Genomic DNA, 16176 nt, shown 5'->3' on the forward strand with positions numbered 1-16176 from the left:
AACCCGACATTCATCACATTTGCTGCATATTTGAGCGCAGCTCGCCCCACTGCCTCATGTGACCGGCTCCAGCTGGGCGTCCCGGCGGACCAGCGCGGCGTACCGGCCGCCCCGGTCGAGCAGCTCGCCGTGGGTGCCGCGCTCGGCCATCCGGCCGGAGTCGAGGACCACGATCTGGTCGGCGTCGCGGACCGTCGACAGGCGGTGGGCGATCGTCAGTGTCGTGCGGTTGGCCGACAGGGCGTCGATGGCCTGCTGCACGGCGTGCTCCGTGCGCGTGTCCAGGGCGCTGGTGGCTTCGTCGAGGATGAGGACGGGCGGGTCGCGCAGAATGGTGCGGGCGATGGCCAGGCGCTGCTTCTCGCCTCCGGAGAAGCGGTGGCCGCGCTCCCCGACGACCGTGTCGTACCCGTCGGGCAGCGAGGCGATGTGGTCGTGGATCTGGGCGGCCCGCGCGGCCGCGTGCAGTTCCTCGTCGGTGGCGTCCGGCTTGGCGAAGCGCAGGTTCTCCGCGACCGAGGCGTGGAAGAGATACGCCTCCTGGGAGACGACGCCGACCGCGCGGGCGAGCGTGTCGAAGTCCAGGTCGCGCACGTCGACGCCGTCGAGCGTGACGCGGCCGCCGGTCACGTCGTACAGGCGAGGCACCAGGTGGCTCAGGGTGGACTTGCCCGATCCCGTCGGCCCCACGACCGCGAGGCTGCCGCCCGCGGGGACGGTGAGGTCGATGCCGTCGAGCAGGGCGGCGCCCTGGTCGTCGTACCGGAACGAGACGTTCTCGAACCGGACCTCGCCCTTGACCGTCTCCAGGCGGATCGGGTCGTCGCGCTCGGTGATGTCGATGGGCAGGTCCAAGTACTCGAAGATGCGCTGGAACAGCGCCAGGGACGTCTGGATCTGCACGCCCGTCGACAGGAGGCTCACGGTCGGCCGGAACAGGCCCTGCTGGAGCGAGACGAAGGCGACGAGGGTGCCGATCGAGACGGTGGGGCCGCCGAACTGGAAGGCGAGCCCCGCGCTCCAGTAGATGACGGCGGGCATGGCGGCCATCACGATCGTGATCACGGCCATGCGCCAGCGCCCGGCCATGTTCGAGCGCACCTCGAGGTCGACGAGCCGGTGGGACTCCTCCTCGAAGGAGCGGGTCAGCGAGTCGGCGCGGCCCATCGTGCGCCCCAGCAGGATGCCGCTGACGGACAGCGACTCGGTGACCGTGGCGGCCATCACGGCCATCTGCTTCTGCCGTTCGGTCGCGATCTTCTTGCGCTCGCGGCCGACGCGACGGCTGATCCAGACGAACACCGGGAGCAGCAGGAGGGAGACGACCGTCAGGCGCCAGTCGAGGGCGAGCATGGCGACGACGGTCGCGACGACACTGGTCAGGTTGGACACCAGAGACGTCGCCGTGGACGTGACCGTCGCCTGCATGCCGCCGATGTCGTTGGCGATGCGGGACTGGACCTCGCCGGTGCGGGTGCGCGTGAAGAAGGCGAGCGACATGCGCTGGAGGCGGCCGTACACGGCGGTGCGCAGGTCGTGCATGACCTGCTGGCCCACGGTCGTGGAGATCAGGGTCTGCAGGACGCCGAAGACGCTGGTGACGACGGCGCTGAGGATCATGCCGAGCGCCAGCAGGCTCAGCAGGCCGGTGCGGCCCTCGGGGATCGCGGTGTCGAGGATCTCCTTCAGGAGGAAGGGGGTAGCCACGGACACCAGCGACGCGGCGGCGACCAGCAGGCCGACGAGCGCGAGGCGGGCGCGGTAGGGACGGAAGAGGCGCAGGATCCGGCGCAGCTGGCGCGGCTGTTCCGCGGCGTCGGGATCGGCGGCCGGGGGTTTCCACAGGGGGTGGTCGTGACGCATGGGCTCCTACGGGAGGGTGACGTAGGGCGGCGCGCACGGGCGGCGGCGCATCCGCACCGACGTCGAGAGCGCACCGACGATGACCATGAGAGCGTAGCTCATTGTTACCTATACTCACAATGAAACAGGTCCTGATAATATTCCTGGCATGAGCACCCCGGACCTCCGCCCATGAACTCCCCGGACACCGACGGCCTGCTGGCCGAGCAGCTGCTGCGGCTGACCCGTCGGCTGCACCGCATCCAGAAGCGCCATCTGGAGCCCATCGGCATCACGCCGGCGCAGTCCCGGCTCCTGCGCACCCTCGCGCAGTACGAACAGCCGCCCCGCATGGCCGACCTCGCCGAGCGCCTGGAAGTCGTGCCCCGCGCCGTGACCAGCCTGGTCGACGGCCTGGAGGCGGCCGACATGGTGCGCCGCGTCCCCGATCCCACCAACCGCCGGGTCATCCGCATCGAGCTGACCGACGGCGGGCTCAAGGCCCTCGGACGGCTCCGCGGCGCGCGCCGGGCCGCCGCGGAGGACATCCTGGCTCCGTTGGACGCCGCGCAGCGCAAGCAGCTGGGCGGTCTGCTCGACGCCCTGTTCGACGTGCCGGAGCGGCACCGCTGCTGACCCCGCGGGGGCCGCGGCGGGACCGCGAGGGACCGCGGCCGCTGCGCAGATCTGCCGATCCGCTCACCGAACCGCCGATCCGCCGAAATGCCGATCCGCTGATCTGCCGAGGAGAGGCCATGCCCCTGCTGGAGCCCGACCCCGACGCACTGCGCCCCGCCCCGGACGGCCGCGCGCCCTCCCCCGACCGGGTCCCTGACGACCGCGCGGGCGGCACCCCCGAACCGCTGCGTGCCGACCTCGCCTCGATCCTCGGCGCCGAGAAGGTCCTCACGAAGGTGTCGGACCTCGTCCGGTACGCGTCCGACGCGAGCCCCTACCGCTTCGTGCCGCAGGTCGTGGTCGTCGCCGAGGACGTCGACGACGTCTCCGCCGTCCTGTCCTACGCGCACGGCCGGGGCCGCGAGGTCGTCTTCCGCGCCGCCGGGACCTCCCTCAACGGCCAGGCGCAGGGCGAGGACATCCTCGTCGACGTACGCAAGCACTGGGTGGGCATCGAAGTCCTCGGGGACGGCGCACGCGCGCGGATCGGCCCCGGAACCACGATCGCGCGCGCCAACGCCACCCTCGCCCGGCACGGGCGGGTGCTCGGCCCCGACCCGGCCAGCGCGATCGCCTGCACCGTCGGCGGCGTCGTCGCGAACAACGCCTCCGGGATGACAGCGGGCACCACGCGCAACTCCTACCGCACGGTGGCGTCCCTGACGTTCGTGCTGCCCTCGGGCACGGTCGTCGACACCGCCGAGCCGGACGCCGACGACCAGCTCGCGCACGCGGAGCCCGCCCTGTGCGCGGGCCTCCTCGACATCAAGCGCGAGATCGAGGCGGACCCGGAGCTCACGGCCCGCATCCGCGCGAAGTACGAGATCAAGAACACGAACGGCTATCGCCTGGACGCGTTCCTCGACGGCACCACGCCCGTGGAGATCCTGCGCGGCCTGATGGTCGGCTCCGAGGGCACCTTCGGCTTCATCTCCGAAGTCGTCTTCGACACGCTGCCCCTGGACCGGCGCGTGTCGACCGCGCTGCTCTTCTTCCCGTCCCTGCCCGCCGCCGCTGCCGCCGTGCCGCGTTTCAACGACGCGGGCGCCCTGGCCGTGGAGCTCATGGACGGCAACACCCTGCGGGCGTCCGTCAGCGTCCAGGGCGTCCCGGCGGACTGGGCGCGGCTGCCGAAGGACACCGCCGCGCTCCTGGTGGAGTTCCGCGCGCCGGACGAGGCCCGCCAAGAAGCCTACGAGGAAGCGGCCGCGCGCGTCCTCGCCGAGCTCCCGCTCGTGGCGCCGGTGGCCTCCGTGACGAACGGCTTCACCCGTGACGCGAAGACCATCGGCGGCTACTGGAAGGCCCGCAAGGCGTTCGTGACGGCCGTCGGCGGCTCCCGTCCCGCGGGGACGACGCTGATCACCGAGGACTTCGCCGTGCCCCCTTCGCGCCTCGCGGACGCCTGCCAGAGCCTGCTGGAGCTCCAGACACGGCACGGCTTCGACGCGGCCGTCGCCGGGCACGCCGCCCACGGCAACCTGCACTTCCTGCTCGCCTTCGACGCGGGCAGGCCCGCCGACGTGGAGCGGTACGCCGCGTTCATGGACGAGTTCTGCCGCCTCACCGTCGAGCGGTTCGACGGCTCGCTCAAGGCCGAGCACGCCACGGGCCGCAACATCGCGCCGTTCCTGGAGCTCGAATGGGGCCCGAAGGCGACGGAGCTGATGTGGCGCACGAAGCGCCTCATCGACCCGGACGGCGTGCTCGCGCCCCGCGTCGTCCTCGACCGCGACCCTCGAGCCCACCTGCGCGGCCTCAAGACGATCCCGAAGATCGAGCTGCTCGCCGACCCGTGCATCGAGTGCGGCTTCTGCGAACCGACCTGCCCCAGCGAGGACCTGACGACCACGCCCCGCCAACGCATCGTGCTGCGCCGCGAGATGCTGCGCCAGCCGTCGGGCTCACCGGTCGAGGACGGCCTGCTCACGGCGTACGGATACGACGCCGTGGACACCTGCGCGGGCGACTCGACCTGCAAACTGGCCTGCCCGGTCGGCATCGACACGGGCGCCCTGATGAAGGACTTCCGGCGCACCCGGCACTCTCCGCGCGAGGAGCGGGCGGCAGCTCTCGCCGCGCGGAACTTCAAGGCGGTCGAAGTGTCCGCCCGGCTCGCGGTGGCCGCGGCCGACCGGATCGGCGCCCGCCTCGGCGGCGGCCGGGGCGACCGCCTCCTGACCGCCGTCACCCGGTCCGCCCGCAGAGCCGTCCGCCCCGACCTGGTCCCGGAGTGGCTGCCGGAGATCCCCGGGGCCGCGCCCGCCCGGCTCCCGCACACCGCGCGCGTGGGCGCGGCCGCCGTCTACTACCCCGCGTGCGTGAACCGCATCTTCGCGAGCCCCGGCGAGATCCCCCTCGCGCGGGCCGTCGTCGCCGTGTCGGCCCGCGCGGGCAAACCGGTGTGGATCCCCGACGACGTCGCCGGGACGTGCTGCGCCACGATCTGGCACTCCAAGGGGTACGAGGCGGGGAACCGCGTGATGGCCAACCGCATCGTGGAGGCGGCCTGGGGCTGGACAGCGGGCGGAGCGCTGCCGCTGGTCGTGGACGCCTCGTCCTGCACGCTCGGCATCGCGCACGAGGTCGTGCCGTATCTCACGGACGACAACCGCCGACTGCACAGGGAACTGACGGTCCTCGACTCCGTCGTGTGGGCCGCCGACGACCTCCTCCCCCGCCTGACCGTCCACCGCACCACGCCCTCCGCCGTCCTCCACCCCACCTGCTCGATGCGTCACTTGGGCGACGAGGCGCAGCTGGCCGCCGTCGCCGAGGCCTGCGCCGACGAGGTCGTGGTCCCGGACGACGCGGGCTGCTGCGCGTTCGCGGGCGACCGGGGCATGCTTCACAAGGAGCTCACCGAGTCGGCCACGCAGCGGGAGGCCGCAGAGGTGACGTCCCGTCACTTCGACGCCCATCTCTCGGCGAACCGCCTGTGCGAGGTGGGCATGGAGCACGCGACGGGCCGGGAGTACGGCTCGGTGCTGCAGGAGTTGGAGCGCGCCACGCGGCCCACCGATCCGGACCAGCCTCCCTTCCGCACACCGGGCAACCCCCCGAAGGGCTCCGGTGCGGCGCACGCCGGGTAGCAGTCGGCTCACCCGGGGCGCGGAACCCTCCGGCGCGCCTCAGCTCCCTCCGTCCGGCCCCCGCGAGGCGTCGACGCGCTGTCGGCGGCCGGGTAGGCATGGAGGGCGTCGCACCGTCCGGAGCGATCGCCGTAGGCAGTGAGCGACCAGTGGGGGGACCACATGGCCATCATCGTCACCTTCGAGATCCCTGGCGTCGGGCAGGAGCTCTACGACGCCTGCGTCAGCCGCCTCACCGACGGCGGCGAGTTCGCCTCGCTCGCCGACTTTCCCGCCCCCGGACTGATCGCCCACGCGGCCGGACCGGTCGACGGCGGGTGGCGGGTCGTCGACGTGTGGGAGTCCGAGGAGGCCCTGGAGAACTTCTCGAAGATCCTCCAGCCGATCCTCGCCGATCTGGGGCACGCCGCCGGCGAGCCCCAGATCATCCCGGCGCACAATGTCGTGACCCGCTGACCGGACTGGACTCGTCGAAAAGTCCAACCCCCTGGCCACTTCGGTCTCTTGCGCCTCGACCGTCCCGCCATCAAGGTGTCTTCCGCCCACAGGTAGGCACCGCGATGACGGAGGTCCGATGCACGACGAGAACGCGACACCGGCACCCGAAGAGTCCACCGAAGAGTCCAGTGGCGGTCACTCCAGGCGCACGGTCCTCCGCACGGCCGGAATCGCCGGAGCAGGCCTGGGCCTTGGTGCCTTCGCGTCCGGCACCGCCCACGCGGCCGCGGCCGCCGAAGCCCCCGCGGCCGCCTCGGCGAGCGCGGGCCAGAGCCCCGCCGCGGCCCCTGCCCGCAAGGGCAAGACGATGATCGGCGTACCGTTCGAGCGCCGCTCCACGGTCCGCGTCGGCATCGTCGGCCTCGGCAACCGCGGCGGCAGCATGATCGACCTGTTCCTGGCCCTGCCGGGCGTCCGTGTGGTCGCCCTGTGCGACCCGGTCAAGGACAAGACGGCCGCGGCGGCCAAGAAGGTGGTGGCCGCGGGCCAGCCCGCCCCGGCGACGTACACCCATGGCGACCACGCCTACGAGAAGCTCTGCGAGCGCGGCGACATCGACTTCGTGTACGTCGCGACGCCCTGGGAGCTGCACTTCGACATGGCCAAGTCGGCGATGCTGAACGGCAAGCACGTCGGCGTGGAATGTCCCATCGCGATGCGCCTCGATGAACTGTGGGCGCTGGTCGATCTGTCCGAGCGCACCCGCAGACACTGCATGCAGTTGGAGAACTGCTGTTACGGCAAGAACGAGATGCGGGTCCTGCGGATGGCGCACGCGGGCAAGTTCGGCGACCTGCTGCACGGCGCGGGCGCGTACAACCACGACCTGCGCGGCCTGATGTTCGACCCCAAGTACTACGAGGGCCCGTGGCGCCGCCGGTGGCACACGCGGCTGCGCGGCGACCTCTACCCGAACCACGGCTTCGGCCCCGTCGCCAACTACATGGACGTCAACCGCGGCGACCGCGTCACGCACATATCCAGCTTCGGCACGCCCTCACTGGGCCTCGCCGAGTACCGCAAGGAGCACATGCCGCCCGGCGACCCGAGCTGGAAGGAGACGTACATCGAGAGCGATCGCACGATCAGCCTCGTGCAGACCGCCAAGGGCCGTGTGATCCGCCTTGAGCACGACGTCTCCACCCCCCACCCCTACAGCCGCATCAACAGCCTCGGCGGCACAAGGGGTGTCTTCGAGGACTACCCGGAGCGCATCTACATCGAGCCCGACCACACGAACGACGAGTGGGGCGACTTCGGCAAGTACGCCGCCGAGTTCGACCACTGGCTGTGGAAGGAACACGCCAATCCGCCCGGCGGGCACGGCGGCATGGACTACATCATGATCTTCCGTCTGATGCAGTGCATGCGGCTCGGGCTGCTTCCGGACTTCGACGTGTACGACGCGGCGACGTGGACGGCGCCGGTGCCGCTGAGCCACGCCTCGATCAAGGCGAAGGGCGCTCCGCAGGCGATCCCGGACTTCACCCGGGGGCTGTGGAAGAAGGCGCGCCCGGGGATGGACTCGGAGAAGCCCAAGGAGTCCTGAGCGCGCGGGGTGGGTCCAGGCCTTCGCCGGGCCCACCCCCTTCTCAGCCCGCAGGCCGGCCCGGCCCGGGCCGCTCGCCCCCGACTCAGCGCCGCAAGGACGCCTTGTCCCCCATCACGACGACCGGATGCTGCTTCGGATCCAGCGTGCGCAGCAGATACCGCATCCCGGACTTCGACAGGCTCACGCATCCGGACGTGCCGCTGCCGTGGTCCATGTGCAGCCAGATGCTGCCGCCCTTGTGCTGTCCCTGGGGACGCGTCGGGTCGTTGGGCGGGGTGCCCTTGACGCGGTTGTAGTCGATGGCGATGACGTGGTCGAAGTCGTGCCAGTGGGTCTTGGGCCAGGAGCGCGGGGCCTGGAAGGCGGCCGATTCCGTGTACGGAAGGCGGGCGCCGGGGTCGGCGAGGACGCCGCCCGCGTCGCTGAGCGTGAACACGCCGACCGGGCTGCGCTTGTCGTTCTCGCGGTGGTCGGGGGTCCAGCCTCTCTTGCCGTTGTGCGCGGGCCAGCTGCGGGTCTTCTTCCAGGTGGAACCGGACGCGCCCGATCCGGACTTCGCCTTGCCGGACTTGCCGCCGTCCGTCTTCGTGTAGAGAACGACCGTCGCGTCCGCCGAGTTCCTGCTCTCCCCGTACACCGCCACGACCTGACGGGAGTTCTTCGGGATCTTCCCCTGGAGCCGGTCACCCACGTCCGGAACGCGCCGCAGGTCCTCGGCCGTGCGGGCGTCCGTACGCCCCGCCTTCCGTGGCGCGCCCTCGTCCCCACCGTCCCCGCCGTCGCCCGAACCACCGCAGGACGTCAGCAGGACGGAGCAGGCCGCCGCCGCGGCCGCCGTTCGCACCAGAGCAGCTATTCGCATGTCGCCCATCGTCGCACCGGGCGCTCACTCCCCCGCCCGCGGACGCACGCCACTGAGGGGGCATGGCCGACTCTTTGCCCGACCACGGAAAATCGTTTGCTTCGCACCACCGTACGAGGCGAACCTTTCACGGTTTGTTACCTCCGCGCGCTGGGACATCATGCACATTCGCGATCTTCCATATGCAGATCCGGGCGAACCCGATACCCGCTCCGGCCCTCACTTCCTGCTCTGGCTCGGCCGTAACCAGCTAGGCGGCCAGCTCAAGTCGCTCGGCTGGGGCCTGTTGCACTTCCTCGGCATCGCCGCGCTCCCGTACACCGTCGGGCTCGCGGTGCAGGCCGTCGTCGACCGCTCCGGCACCCGGCTCGCCCTCGCGGGCGGCGTGATCCTGCTCGCCGGGCTCGCCGTCGCGGCCGGGGACACCATGCTCCACCGCACGGCCGTCACCAACTGGATCACGGCGGCCGCCCGCACCCAGCAACTGCTCGCGCGCCGCACCGCGGTGCTCGGCGCCGCGCTGACCCGGCGCGTCGCTGCCGGTGAGGTCGTGGCCGTGTCCACCGGGGACGTCGAGAAGATCGGCTGGTTCGTGGAGGCGCTGTCGCGGTTCGCGGCGGCGGCGCTCACCGTGGTCGCGGTCTGCGTGGGCCTGCTCGTCTACCAGCCCTCGCTCGGCGTCGTCGTCGCCGTCGGCGTCCCGGTCCTCGCACTCGCCGTCCTGCCCCTGCTGCCCCGTGCGACGCGGCGCGCGGACGTCCAGCGGGAGAAGGCCGGGCACGCCACCGAGCTGGCCTCGGACACGGTCGCCGGACTGCGGGTGCTGCGCGGCATCGGCGGCGAGGAGCTGTTCCTTGAGCGCTACCGCCGTGCCTCGCAGGAAGTGCGGACGGCAGCGGTGCGCAGCGCGCGCATGTGGGCGGTGATCTCGGCGATCCAGGTCCTGCTGCCGGGAGTACTGCTCGTGGTGCTGCTCTGGCACGGCGTCCATCTCGCCCGCGAGGGCCGCATCACGGTGGGCGAACTGGTCACCGTGTACAGCGCGGTGATGCTGCTCACCTACCCGCTGCGGCACTTCGAGGAGATCGCGATGGCGTACTCCTTCTCCCGGCCGTCGGCGAAGCGGGCGGCGCGGGTGCTCGCGCTCGAGCGGGAGACGGAGGCGAAAGCCACGTCCGAAGACGCCGTGCCCTCCGGTGACCTGCACGACCCGGCCACCGGCCTCCTCGCCCCGGCCGGCCGCCTCACCGCCGTGGTCTGCGGCGACCCGGACGCGGCCGGGCGGCTCGCGGAACGGCTCGGCGGGCACCCGGCGTTCGCGGAGGCGGCCGACCTGCCGTCCGTGCGGCTCGGCGGCGTACCGCTGGACGACCTGGCTCTGGACGCCGCCCGCACCGCCGTCCTGGTCCAGGACAAGGACCCCGTCCTGCTGTCCGGGACGCTCCGCGCGCTCCTCGACGTACCGTCGTCGGGAGCCGTGAGCCCCAAGCAGGCACTCGCCGCCGCCCAGTGCGACGACGTGCTCGACGCCCTCGTCCAGGGCTCGGTCGCCGACGATCCGATGGAGGCCCGCCTCACCGAGCGCGGCCGCTCCCTGTCCGGCGGGCAGCGCCAGCGTCTCGCGCTCGCCCGGTCGCTGGTCACCGACCCGGAGGCCCTGGTCCTCGACGAGCCGACGTCCGCCGTCGACTCGCACACCGAGGCCCGGATCGCGGACGGCCTGCGCGACCTGCGCGCCGGCCGCACAACCGTCGTCCTCACCTCGTCGCCGCTGATCCTGGACCGCGCCGACCGTGTCGTGTTCCTGCACGACGGCGAGGTCGCCGCGGTCGGCGAGCACCGTGAACTGATCGTCGGTGAACCCCGCTACCGGGCCGTGGTGACCCGCGAGACGGACGACGAGGCGGAGGCGGTCGACAGCGACGGCCTCACGTCCCCCACCACCGGAACCACAGCTACCGAAACCACAGCCACCAGAACCACAGCCGACGTCACCGTCGGCGCCCCCATCGACATCGAGGAGCCCGCATGATCGGCCTGGCGCCGCCGGAGTACGACCCGGCCGCCCCGACCACCGCGGAGACACTGCCCGTCGGGGCGCCCGCCACCGTACGGGCCTATGTGCGCGAGCTGTTCCGGCGCCACCGGCGTGCCTTCCTGACGCTCATCGCCGTGAACACGGTCGGCGTGACGGCCTCCATGGTGGGCCCGTACCTGCTCGGCGACCTCGTCGAGAGCGTCTCCGACAACGCCCGTGAACTCCATCTGGAGCGCACCATCGGCCTGTTCGCCGTCGCGCTGCTCGTGCAGGCGTTCTTCGTGCACCAGGTGCGGCTGCGCGGGGCGATGCTCGGCGAGCGCATGCTGGCGGACCTGCGCGAGGACTTCCTGGTCCGGTCGGTCGGTCTGCCGCCGGGCGTCCTGGAGCGCGCGGGCACCGGTGACCTGCTGTCCCGCATCACGACGGACATCGACCGGCTCGCCAACGCCATGCGTGAGGCCGTGCCGCAGCTCGCCATCGGCGTGGTCTGGGCGGGCCTGCTCATCGGTGGTCTCGCCGTCACCGCGCCGCCGCTCGCGCCCGCGCTGCTCCTGGCCGTGCCGCTGCTCGTCGTCGGCTGCCGCTGGTACTTCAACCGGGCGCCGTCCGCGTACCGTTCGGAGGCCGCCGGGTACGCGGCCGTCGCCGCCGCGCTCGCCGAGACCGTCGACGCGGGCCGGACCGTGGAGGCGCACCGTCTCGGGGCGCGCCGCGTCGAGCAGTCCGAGCAGCGCATCAAGGAGTGGACCGCCTGGGAGCGCTACACCCTGTTCCTGCGGTCGGTCCTCTTCCCCGTCATCAGTGCCACCCACATCATCGTGCTCTGCTCGGTCCTCATGGTCGGTGGCGCCTTCGTGCTCCAGGGCTGGATCGACGTGGGCCAGCTCACGACGGGCGCGCTGATCGCGCAGATGCTCGTCGACCCGCTGAACCTGATTCTGCGCTGGTACGACGAGATGCAGGTCGCGCACGTGTCGCTGGCCCGGCTCGTCGGCGTGCGCGACATCGAACCGGACGCGGGCGACCCCTCCGTGCAGCCGGAGGGACGCGCCGTCCACGCGGACGACGTGCACTTCGGCTACCGCGCGGGAGTGGATGTGCTCCGTGAGGTCTCCCTGGCCGTCGAGCCCGGTTCGCGCGTCGCGCTCGTCGGACCTTCCGGCGCGGGCAAGTCCACGCTGGGCCGCCTGCTCGCCGGGATCTACGGGCCGCGCACCGGCCGGGTCACGCTCGGCGGCGCCGAACTGACGCGGATGCCCGCCGAGGACGTCCGCTCCCACGTGGCGCTCGTCAACCAGGAGCACCACGTGTTCGTGGGTTCGCTGCGCGACAACCTCCTGCTCGCGCGGACCGGTGCGACGGATGCCGAGCTGTGGGCGGCCCTGGGCGCCGTCGACGCGGGCGACTGGGCGCGGGGCCTGGACGACGGGCTCGACACCGAGGTCGGCTCGGGCGGTTCCGGGCTCACCCCCGCGCAGGCGCAGCAGATCGCGCTGGCCCGGCTGGTCCTGGCCGACCCGCACACGCTGGTCCTGGACGAGGCGACCTCGCTGCTGGACCCGCGCGCGGCCCGCCACCTGGAGCGTTCCCTGGCCCGCGTCCTGGACGGCCGCACGGTCGTCGCCATCGCCCACCGCCTGCACACCGCCCACGACGCCGACGTCATCGCCGTCGTCGAGAACGGCCGCATCAGCGAACTCGGCAGCCATGACGAGCTGGTGCGGGCGGAGGGGGCGTATGCGGCGCTGTGGAGGTCCTGGCACGGGTGAAGTGACCGCGCGGCAGCGGGGCATCGGGGGCGGGAGCACGGCGAGCTGCGGGGACTTCGGCGACGGCTCCGTGCGCGTCGGGCGACGCGGGCCGGAGTCCGCCGCCGAGGCCCAGGCAGGATGGCCGTCATGGACATCCGGCAGCTTGAGTACTTCCTCGCGATCGTCGATCACGGAGGGTTCGGCCGGGCTGCGAACGCCCTGTACGTCTCGCAGCCCGCGCTCTCCCAGGCCGTGCGGGCGCTGGAGCGGGACCTGGGCGGCACCCTGTTCCACCGGATCGGCCGCCGGGCGGTGCTCACCGAGGCCGGGACGGCGCTGATCGAACCGGCGCGCGCCGCCGTGCGCGGCCTGGCGACGGCCCGGGCCAGCGTCGCGGCCGTGCACGAGCTGCGCGACGGGAAGCTGGACATCGCCGCCATGCCGTCCCAGGCGGTCGAGCCGCTGACGACGATGGTCCGTGCGTTCAGCGGCCCCTACCCCGGCGTGTCAGTGAGCGTCCGGGCCGCCTTCACCTCCCGCGACGTCGTCGACATGGTGCGCACCGGCGCCGCCGAGCTGGGTCTGCTCGCCACGTCGGAGCCGCTGCCCGACAAGGAGGTGGTGTCCCATGCGGCGGGGGAACAGCGATTCGTCCTGGTCACACCGCCCGACGGTCCGTTTCCGGCCGGACGGCCGATCGCCTGCGAGGAGTTGTCCGGGCAGCGGCTGATCGTCGGGCAGCGGGGCACGGGGATGCGCGCGTACGTCGACGGCCTGCGGGAGCGCGGCATCGACATCGCCGTCGCGGCCGAGACCGAGCACCGGGTGGCGATCCTTCCCCTGGTCCTCGCCGGTGTCGGGCTCGCCGTGGTCACCGAGTCCTGGCGCACCATGGCCGAGCGGGCCGGGGCGCTGGTCCTGGACATCGAGCCGAGGACGACCCTGCGGATCGCGCTGGTCAGCCGACGCACAGGCCTCTCCCCGGCCGCCCGCACCTTCGTGACATGTGCGCTGGAGGCGGTCGACAACTGCGCGAACCCACAGGTCAGACGCTGATAAGACGGCCTTATGTGCCAGATCGGCAGAGCGACTTGGACGGCCCGCGGCACCGGTTGCTGCAATCGGCGCATGAACCGCCATCACCCCGTGACCCGCCACCGCATCGCGCTCGTCCCCGGAGACGGCATCGGCGCCGAGGTCCTGCCGCCCGCCCAGCTGGTGCTCAACGCCGTCGGCGCCCGCCACGGCATCGCGTTCTCGTACGACTCCTACGACTGGTCCTGCGAGCGTTACCTCCGTGAGGGCGCGATGATGCCCCCCGACGGCCTCGATCAGCTCCGCGACAAGGACGCGATCCTGCTCGGCGCCGTGGGCTGCCCGGGCGTGCCCGACCATGTCTCCCTGTGGGGCCTGCTGATCCCGATCCGGCGCGGCTTTCGCCAGTACGTCAACCTGCGGCCGATCCGCGTCTTCGAAGGAGTCGAGAGCCCCCTGCGCGCCGCCGCCTCCGGTGGTGTCGACGGCGGCGTGGAGTTCGTCGTCGTACGCGAGAACGTGGAGGGCGAGTACAGCGAGATCGGCGGCCGTCTGAACCGGGGGACGAGCGAGGAACTGGCCGTCCAGGAAGCGGTCTTCACGCGCGCCGGGGTGACCCGGGTCCTCGACTTCGCCTTCGGTCTCGCCGCGCGGCGCGGCGTGACCCTCACGTCGGCCACCAAGTCCAACGGCATCGTGCACACCATGCCGTTCTGGGACGAGCTCGTCGCCGAACGTGCCGCCGCCCATCCGCGGGTCTCGTGGAACCAGGAGCACATCGACGCGCTCGCGGCGAAGTTCGTCCTCGACCCGGGCCGCTTCGACGTGGTCGTCGCCTCGAACCTGTTCGGTGACATCCTCAGCGACCTCGCCGCCGCCGTCGCCGGGTCCATCGGCATCGCCCCGGCCGCCAACCTCAACCCCGAGCGCGATTTCCCCTCGATGTTCGAGCCGGTCCACGGCTCCGCGCCCGACATCGCGGGCCGCGGCATCGCCAACCCGCTCGGCGCGATCTGGTCGGCCGCCATGATGCTCGACCACCTCGGGCATCCCGCCGCGGCCAAGGACATCACCGACGCGATCGCCGCGGTGCTGGCCAAGACCGATGTCCGCACGCCGGACCTGGGCGGGAGTGCGTCGACCGCCGAGTTCACCGACAAACTGCTCGAACTGCTCTGACGGCTTGAGCGTCTGGGGCCTCCGGCCCACCGCTGCCTGTCCGGCCCACCGCCTGCCTGCCCACTGCCCCACTGACCCACTGGCCTTCTGGCCACCCGGCCACCCGGCCACCCGGCTGTCGGCCGCTCCGACGGCCTGGCTGCGCCCCCGTTCCATGTTCCGCGTTCCGCGTTCCTCGACGAGGAGAGACGAGGAGAACCACCATGGCAGCGCCCGCGTCCCCCGGCTCCGCCCCCACCACCGCTCCCGGCCACGACCGCCCGCCGTCCAGACCCTGGTACGGGCAGCTCTACTTCTGGGTCCTGACCGCGATCGTCTGCGGCGTCCTGACGGGCTGGCTCTGGCCGGGGGTCGGGGTCGCTCTGGAACCGGTGGGCACCACCTTCGTGTCCGCCATCAAGATGCTCATCGCGCCGATCGTTTTCCTGACCATCGTGGGCGGCATCGGCGGCGTCGACAGCCTGCGCCGCGTCGGCAGGGTCGGCCTCAAGTCCCTCGCCTGCTTCCAGGCGGGCACGCTGGTGGCCCTGGCGCTCGGCCTGATCGCCGTGAACGTCTTCCGGCCCGGCGCCGGAGTCCACGCCGACCCCGGCGAACTGCACCTCGCCGGCGACGCCGCCCAGTACGTCAAGGACGGGGAGGGCCAGAGCTGGTGGCACTTCCTGACCGACGTGGTCCCCTCCAGCGCGGTGGGTGCCTTCGCCGAGGGCAACATCCTCCAGGTCATCTTCTTCTCGGTCCTCTTCGGCATCGCGCTCAAGGCCGTCGGACCGACAGGAGCCCCGATCGTCGAGGGGATCAACCGGCTCAGCACCGTCGTGTTCAAGATCCTGCACTACGTCATGCTGGCGGCGCCCGTCGGGGCCTTCGGGGCGATGGCCTTCACCATCGGCAAGTACGGCATCTCCACCCTCACCAGCCTCGGCCGTCTCATCGGCCTGTTCTACGGCACCTCGCTCTTCTTCGTCGTCGTGGTCCTCGGCGGCGTGCTCGCGCTCCTGCGGATCAGCGTCTTCCGGCTGCTGCACTATCTGCGTGAGGAGTTCCTCATCGTCCTCGGCACCTCCTCCTCCGAGAGCGTGCTGCCCCGCGTGATGACCAAACTGACGGGCCTCGGGGTGCGCCGCGACATCGTCGGACTGACGGTGCCGACGGGGTACTCCTTCAACCTCGACGGCAGTTCCATCTATCTGTCCCTGGCGGCCGTCTACATCGCCCAGGCCACGGACACCCCGCTGTCCCTCGGACAGCAACTCGGCCTGCTCGCCGTCATGATCCTCACGTCCAAGGGCTCGGGCGGCGTCACCGGCGCCGGCTTCATCGCCCTGGCCGCCACGCTCTCCAGCGTCGGCACGGTCCCCGCGGCCGGCATCATGCTCATCTTCGGCATCGACAAGTTCATGTCCGAGTGCCGTGCCCTGACCAACCTCGCCGGCAACAGCGTCGCCACCCTCCTCGTGGCCCGCTGGGAAGGCGCCCTCGACACCCCACGCGTCAACCGGGTCTTGCGCACCGGAACCCCCGAACCGCCCCCGGATCCGGAACCGGAGGCCGTCCCGCCCACAGAGCACGACACCGGGCCCCCACCGGCGCTGGTCACGACATGACCCCGGTCGCACATGCGAGCACGCCGCCGGAAGGGAAGG

General features: G+C 71.9%; 11 protein-coding genes. 9 read left to right on the top strand and 2 right to left on the bottom strand.

Features of this window, described 5'->3' with window-relative positions:
* Positions 1 to 54: 54 nt before the first annotated feature.
* Positions 55 to 1863, bottom strand: a complete 1809-nt coding sequence (locus QUY26_RS02365) for an ABC transporter ATP-binding protein (RefSeq protein WP_289943423.1) — start codon at positions 1861 to 1863, stop codon at positions 55 to 57.
* A gap of 171 nt (positions 1864 to 2034) precedes the next feature.
* Between QUY26_RS02365 and QUY26_RS02370 the strand changes: the two genes are divergently transcribed.
* The 4 genes from QUY26_RS02370 to QUY26_RS02385 all read left to right on the top strand — a co-directional run bounded on the left by QUY26_RS02370 (position 2035) and on the right by QUY26_RS02385 (position 7659).
* Positions 2035 to 2478 carry a MarR family winged helix-turn-helix transcriptional regulator gene (locus tag QUY26_RS02370; protein WP_289943424.1) on the top strand — a complete coding sequence of 148 codons (444 nt, stop codon included), beginning with the start codon at positions 2035 to 2037 and terminating at the stop codon, positions 2476 to 2478.
* Between the two features lie 119 nt (positions 2479 to 2597).
* Positions 2598 to 5612: an FAD-binding and (Fe-S)-binding domain-containing protein gene (locus QUY26_RS02375; protein WP_289943425.1), complete on the top strand. Its 3015-nt coding sequence runs from the start codon at positions 2598 to 2600 to the stop codon at positions 5610 to 5612.
* A 162-nt stretch (positions 5613 to 5774) separates the two neighbouring features.
* Positions 5775 to 6068: a hypothetical protein gene (locus tag QUY26_RS02380; protein WP_289943426.1), complete on the top strand. Its 294-nt coding sequence runs from the start codon at positions 5775 to 5777 to the stop codon at positions 6066 to 6068.
* A 118-nt stretch (positions 6069 to 6186) separates the two neighbouring features.
* On the top strand, positions 6187 to 7659 hold the full coding sequence (locus tag QUY26_RS02385; protein ID WP_289943427.1) for a Gfo/Idh/MocA family protein: 1473 nt from the start codon (positions 6187 to 6189) through the stop codon (positions 7657 to 7659).
* An 85-nt stretch (positions 7660 to 7744) separates the two neighbouring features.
* On the opposite strand, the gene QUY26_RS02390 is transcribed toward QUY26_RS02385, so the two are convergent.
* Complete coding sequence (locus QUY26_RS02390) at positions 7745 to 8524, bottom strand: L,D-transpeptidase family protein (protein WP_289943428.1); 780 nt, start codon at positions 8522 to 8524, stop codon at positions 7745 to 7747.
* Between the two features lie 160 nt (positions 8525 to 8684).
* Here QUY26_RS02390 and QUY26_RS02395 point away from each other — a divergent pair, with 160 nt between their 5' ends.
* From QUY26_RS02395 to dctA, 5 genes are all read left to right on the top strand, one after another.
* Complete coding sequence (locus QUY26_RS02395) at positions 8685 to 10556, top strand: ABC transporter transmembrane domain-containing protein (RefSeq protein ID WP_289943429.1); 1872 nt, start codon at positions 8685 to 8687, stop codon at positions 10554 to 10556.
* On the top strand, positions 10553 to 12334 hold the full coding sequence (locus QUY26_RS02400; RefSeq protein WP_289943430.1) for an ABC transporter ATP-binding protein: 1782 nt from the start codon (positions 10553 to 10555) through the stop codon (positions 12332 to 12334). The genes QUY26_RS02395 and QUY26_RS02400 overlap by 4 nt, the downstream gene beginning before the upstream one ends.
* 129 nt (positions 12335 to 12463) lie before the next feature.
* The gene (locus QUY26_RS02405) at positions 12464 to 13372 is read left to right on the top strand and encodes a LysR family transcriptional regulator (RefSeq protein ID WP_289943431.1); all 909 of its coding nucleotides are present in this window, start codon (positions 12464 to 12466) and stop codon (positions 13370 to 13372) included.
* Between the two features lie 72 nt (positions 13373 to 13444).
* Positions 13445 to 14530, top strand: coding sequence for a tartrate dehydrogenase (locus QUY26_RS02410; RefSeq protein ID WP_436840252.1), 1086 nt, complete (start codon positions 13445 to 13447; stop codon positions 14528 to 14530).
* A 203-nt stretch (positions 14531 to 14733) separates the two neighbouring features.
* On the top strand, positions 14734 to 16137 hold the full coding sequence (gene dctA, locus QUY26_RS02415; protein WP_289943432.1) for a C4-dicarboxylate transporter DctA: 1404 nt from the start codon (positions 14734 to 14736) through the stop codon (positions 16135 to 16137).
* Positions 16138 to 16176: the final 39 nt, after the last annotated feature.

The organism is Streptomyces flavofungini, from assembly GCF_030388665.1.
Classification (GTDB): Bacteria; Actinomycetota; Actinomycetes; order Streptomycetales; family Streptomycetaceae; genus Streptomyces; species Streptomyces flavofungini_A.

Coding starts and splice junctions, on each gene's coding strand:
- QUY26_RS02380 (WP_289943426.1), top strand. CDS start 5,775: ATGGCCATCATCGTCACCTTCGAGATCCCTGGCGTCGGGCAGGAGCTC.
- QUY26_RS02370 (WP_289943424.1), top strand. CDS start 2,035: ATGAACTCCCCGGACACCGACGGCCTGCTGGCCGAGCAGCTGCTGCGG.
- QUY26_RS02385 (WP_289943427.1), top strand. CDS start 6,187: ATGCACGACGAGAACGCGACACCGGCACCCGAAGAGTCCACCGAAGAG.
- QUY26_RS02405 (WP_289943431.1), top strand. CDS start 12,464: ATGGACATCCGGCAGCTTGAGTACTTCCTCGCGATCGTCGATCACGGA.
- dctA (WP_289943432.1), top strand. CDS start 14,734: ATGGCAGCGCCCGCGTCCCCCGGCTCCGCCCCCACCACCGCTCCCGGC.
- QUY26_RS02400 (WP_289943430.1), top strand. CDS start 10,553: ATGATCGGCCTGGCGCCGCCGGAGTACGACCCGGCCGCCCCGACCACC.
- QUY26_RS02365 (WP_289943423.1), bottom strand. CDS start 1,863: ATGCGTCACGACCACCCCCTGTGGAAACCCCCGGCCGCCGATCCCGAC.
- QUY26_RS02410 (WP_436840252.1), top strand. CDS start 13,445: ATGAACCGCCATCACCCCGTGACCCGCCACCGCATCGCGCTCGTCCCC.
- QUY26_RS02390 (WP_289943428.1), bottom strand. CDS start 8,524: ATGCGAATAGCTGCTCTGGTGCGAACGGCGGCCGCGGCGGCGGCCTGC.
- QUY26_RS02395 (WP_289943429.1), top strand. CDS start 8,685: ATGCACATTCGCGATCTTCCATATGCAGATCCGGGCGAACCCGATACC.
- QUY26_RS02375 (WP_289943425.1), top strand. CDS start 2,598: ATGCCCCTGCTGGAGCCCGACCCCGACGCACTGCGCCCCGCCCCGGAC.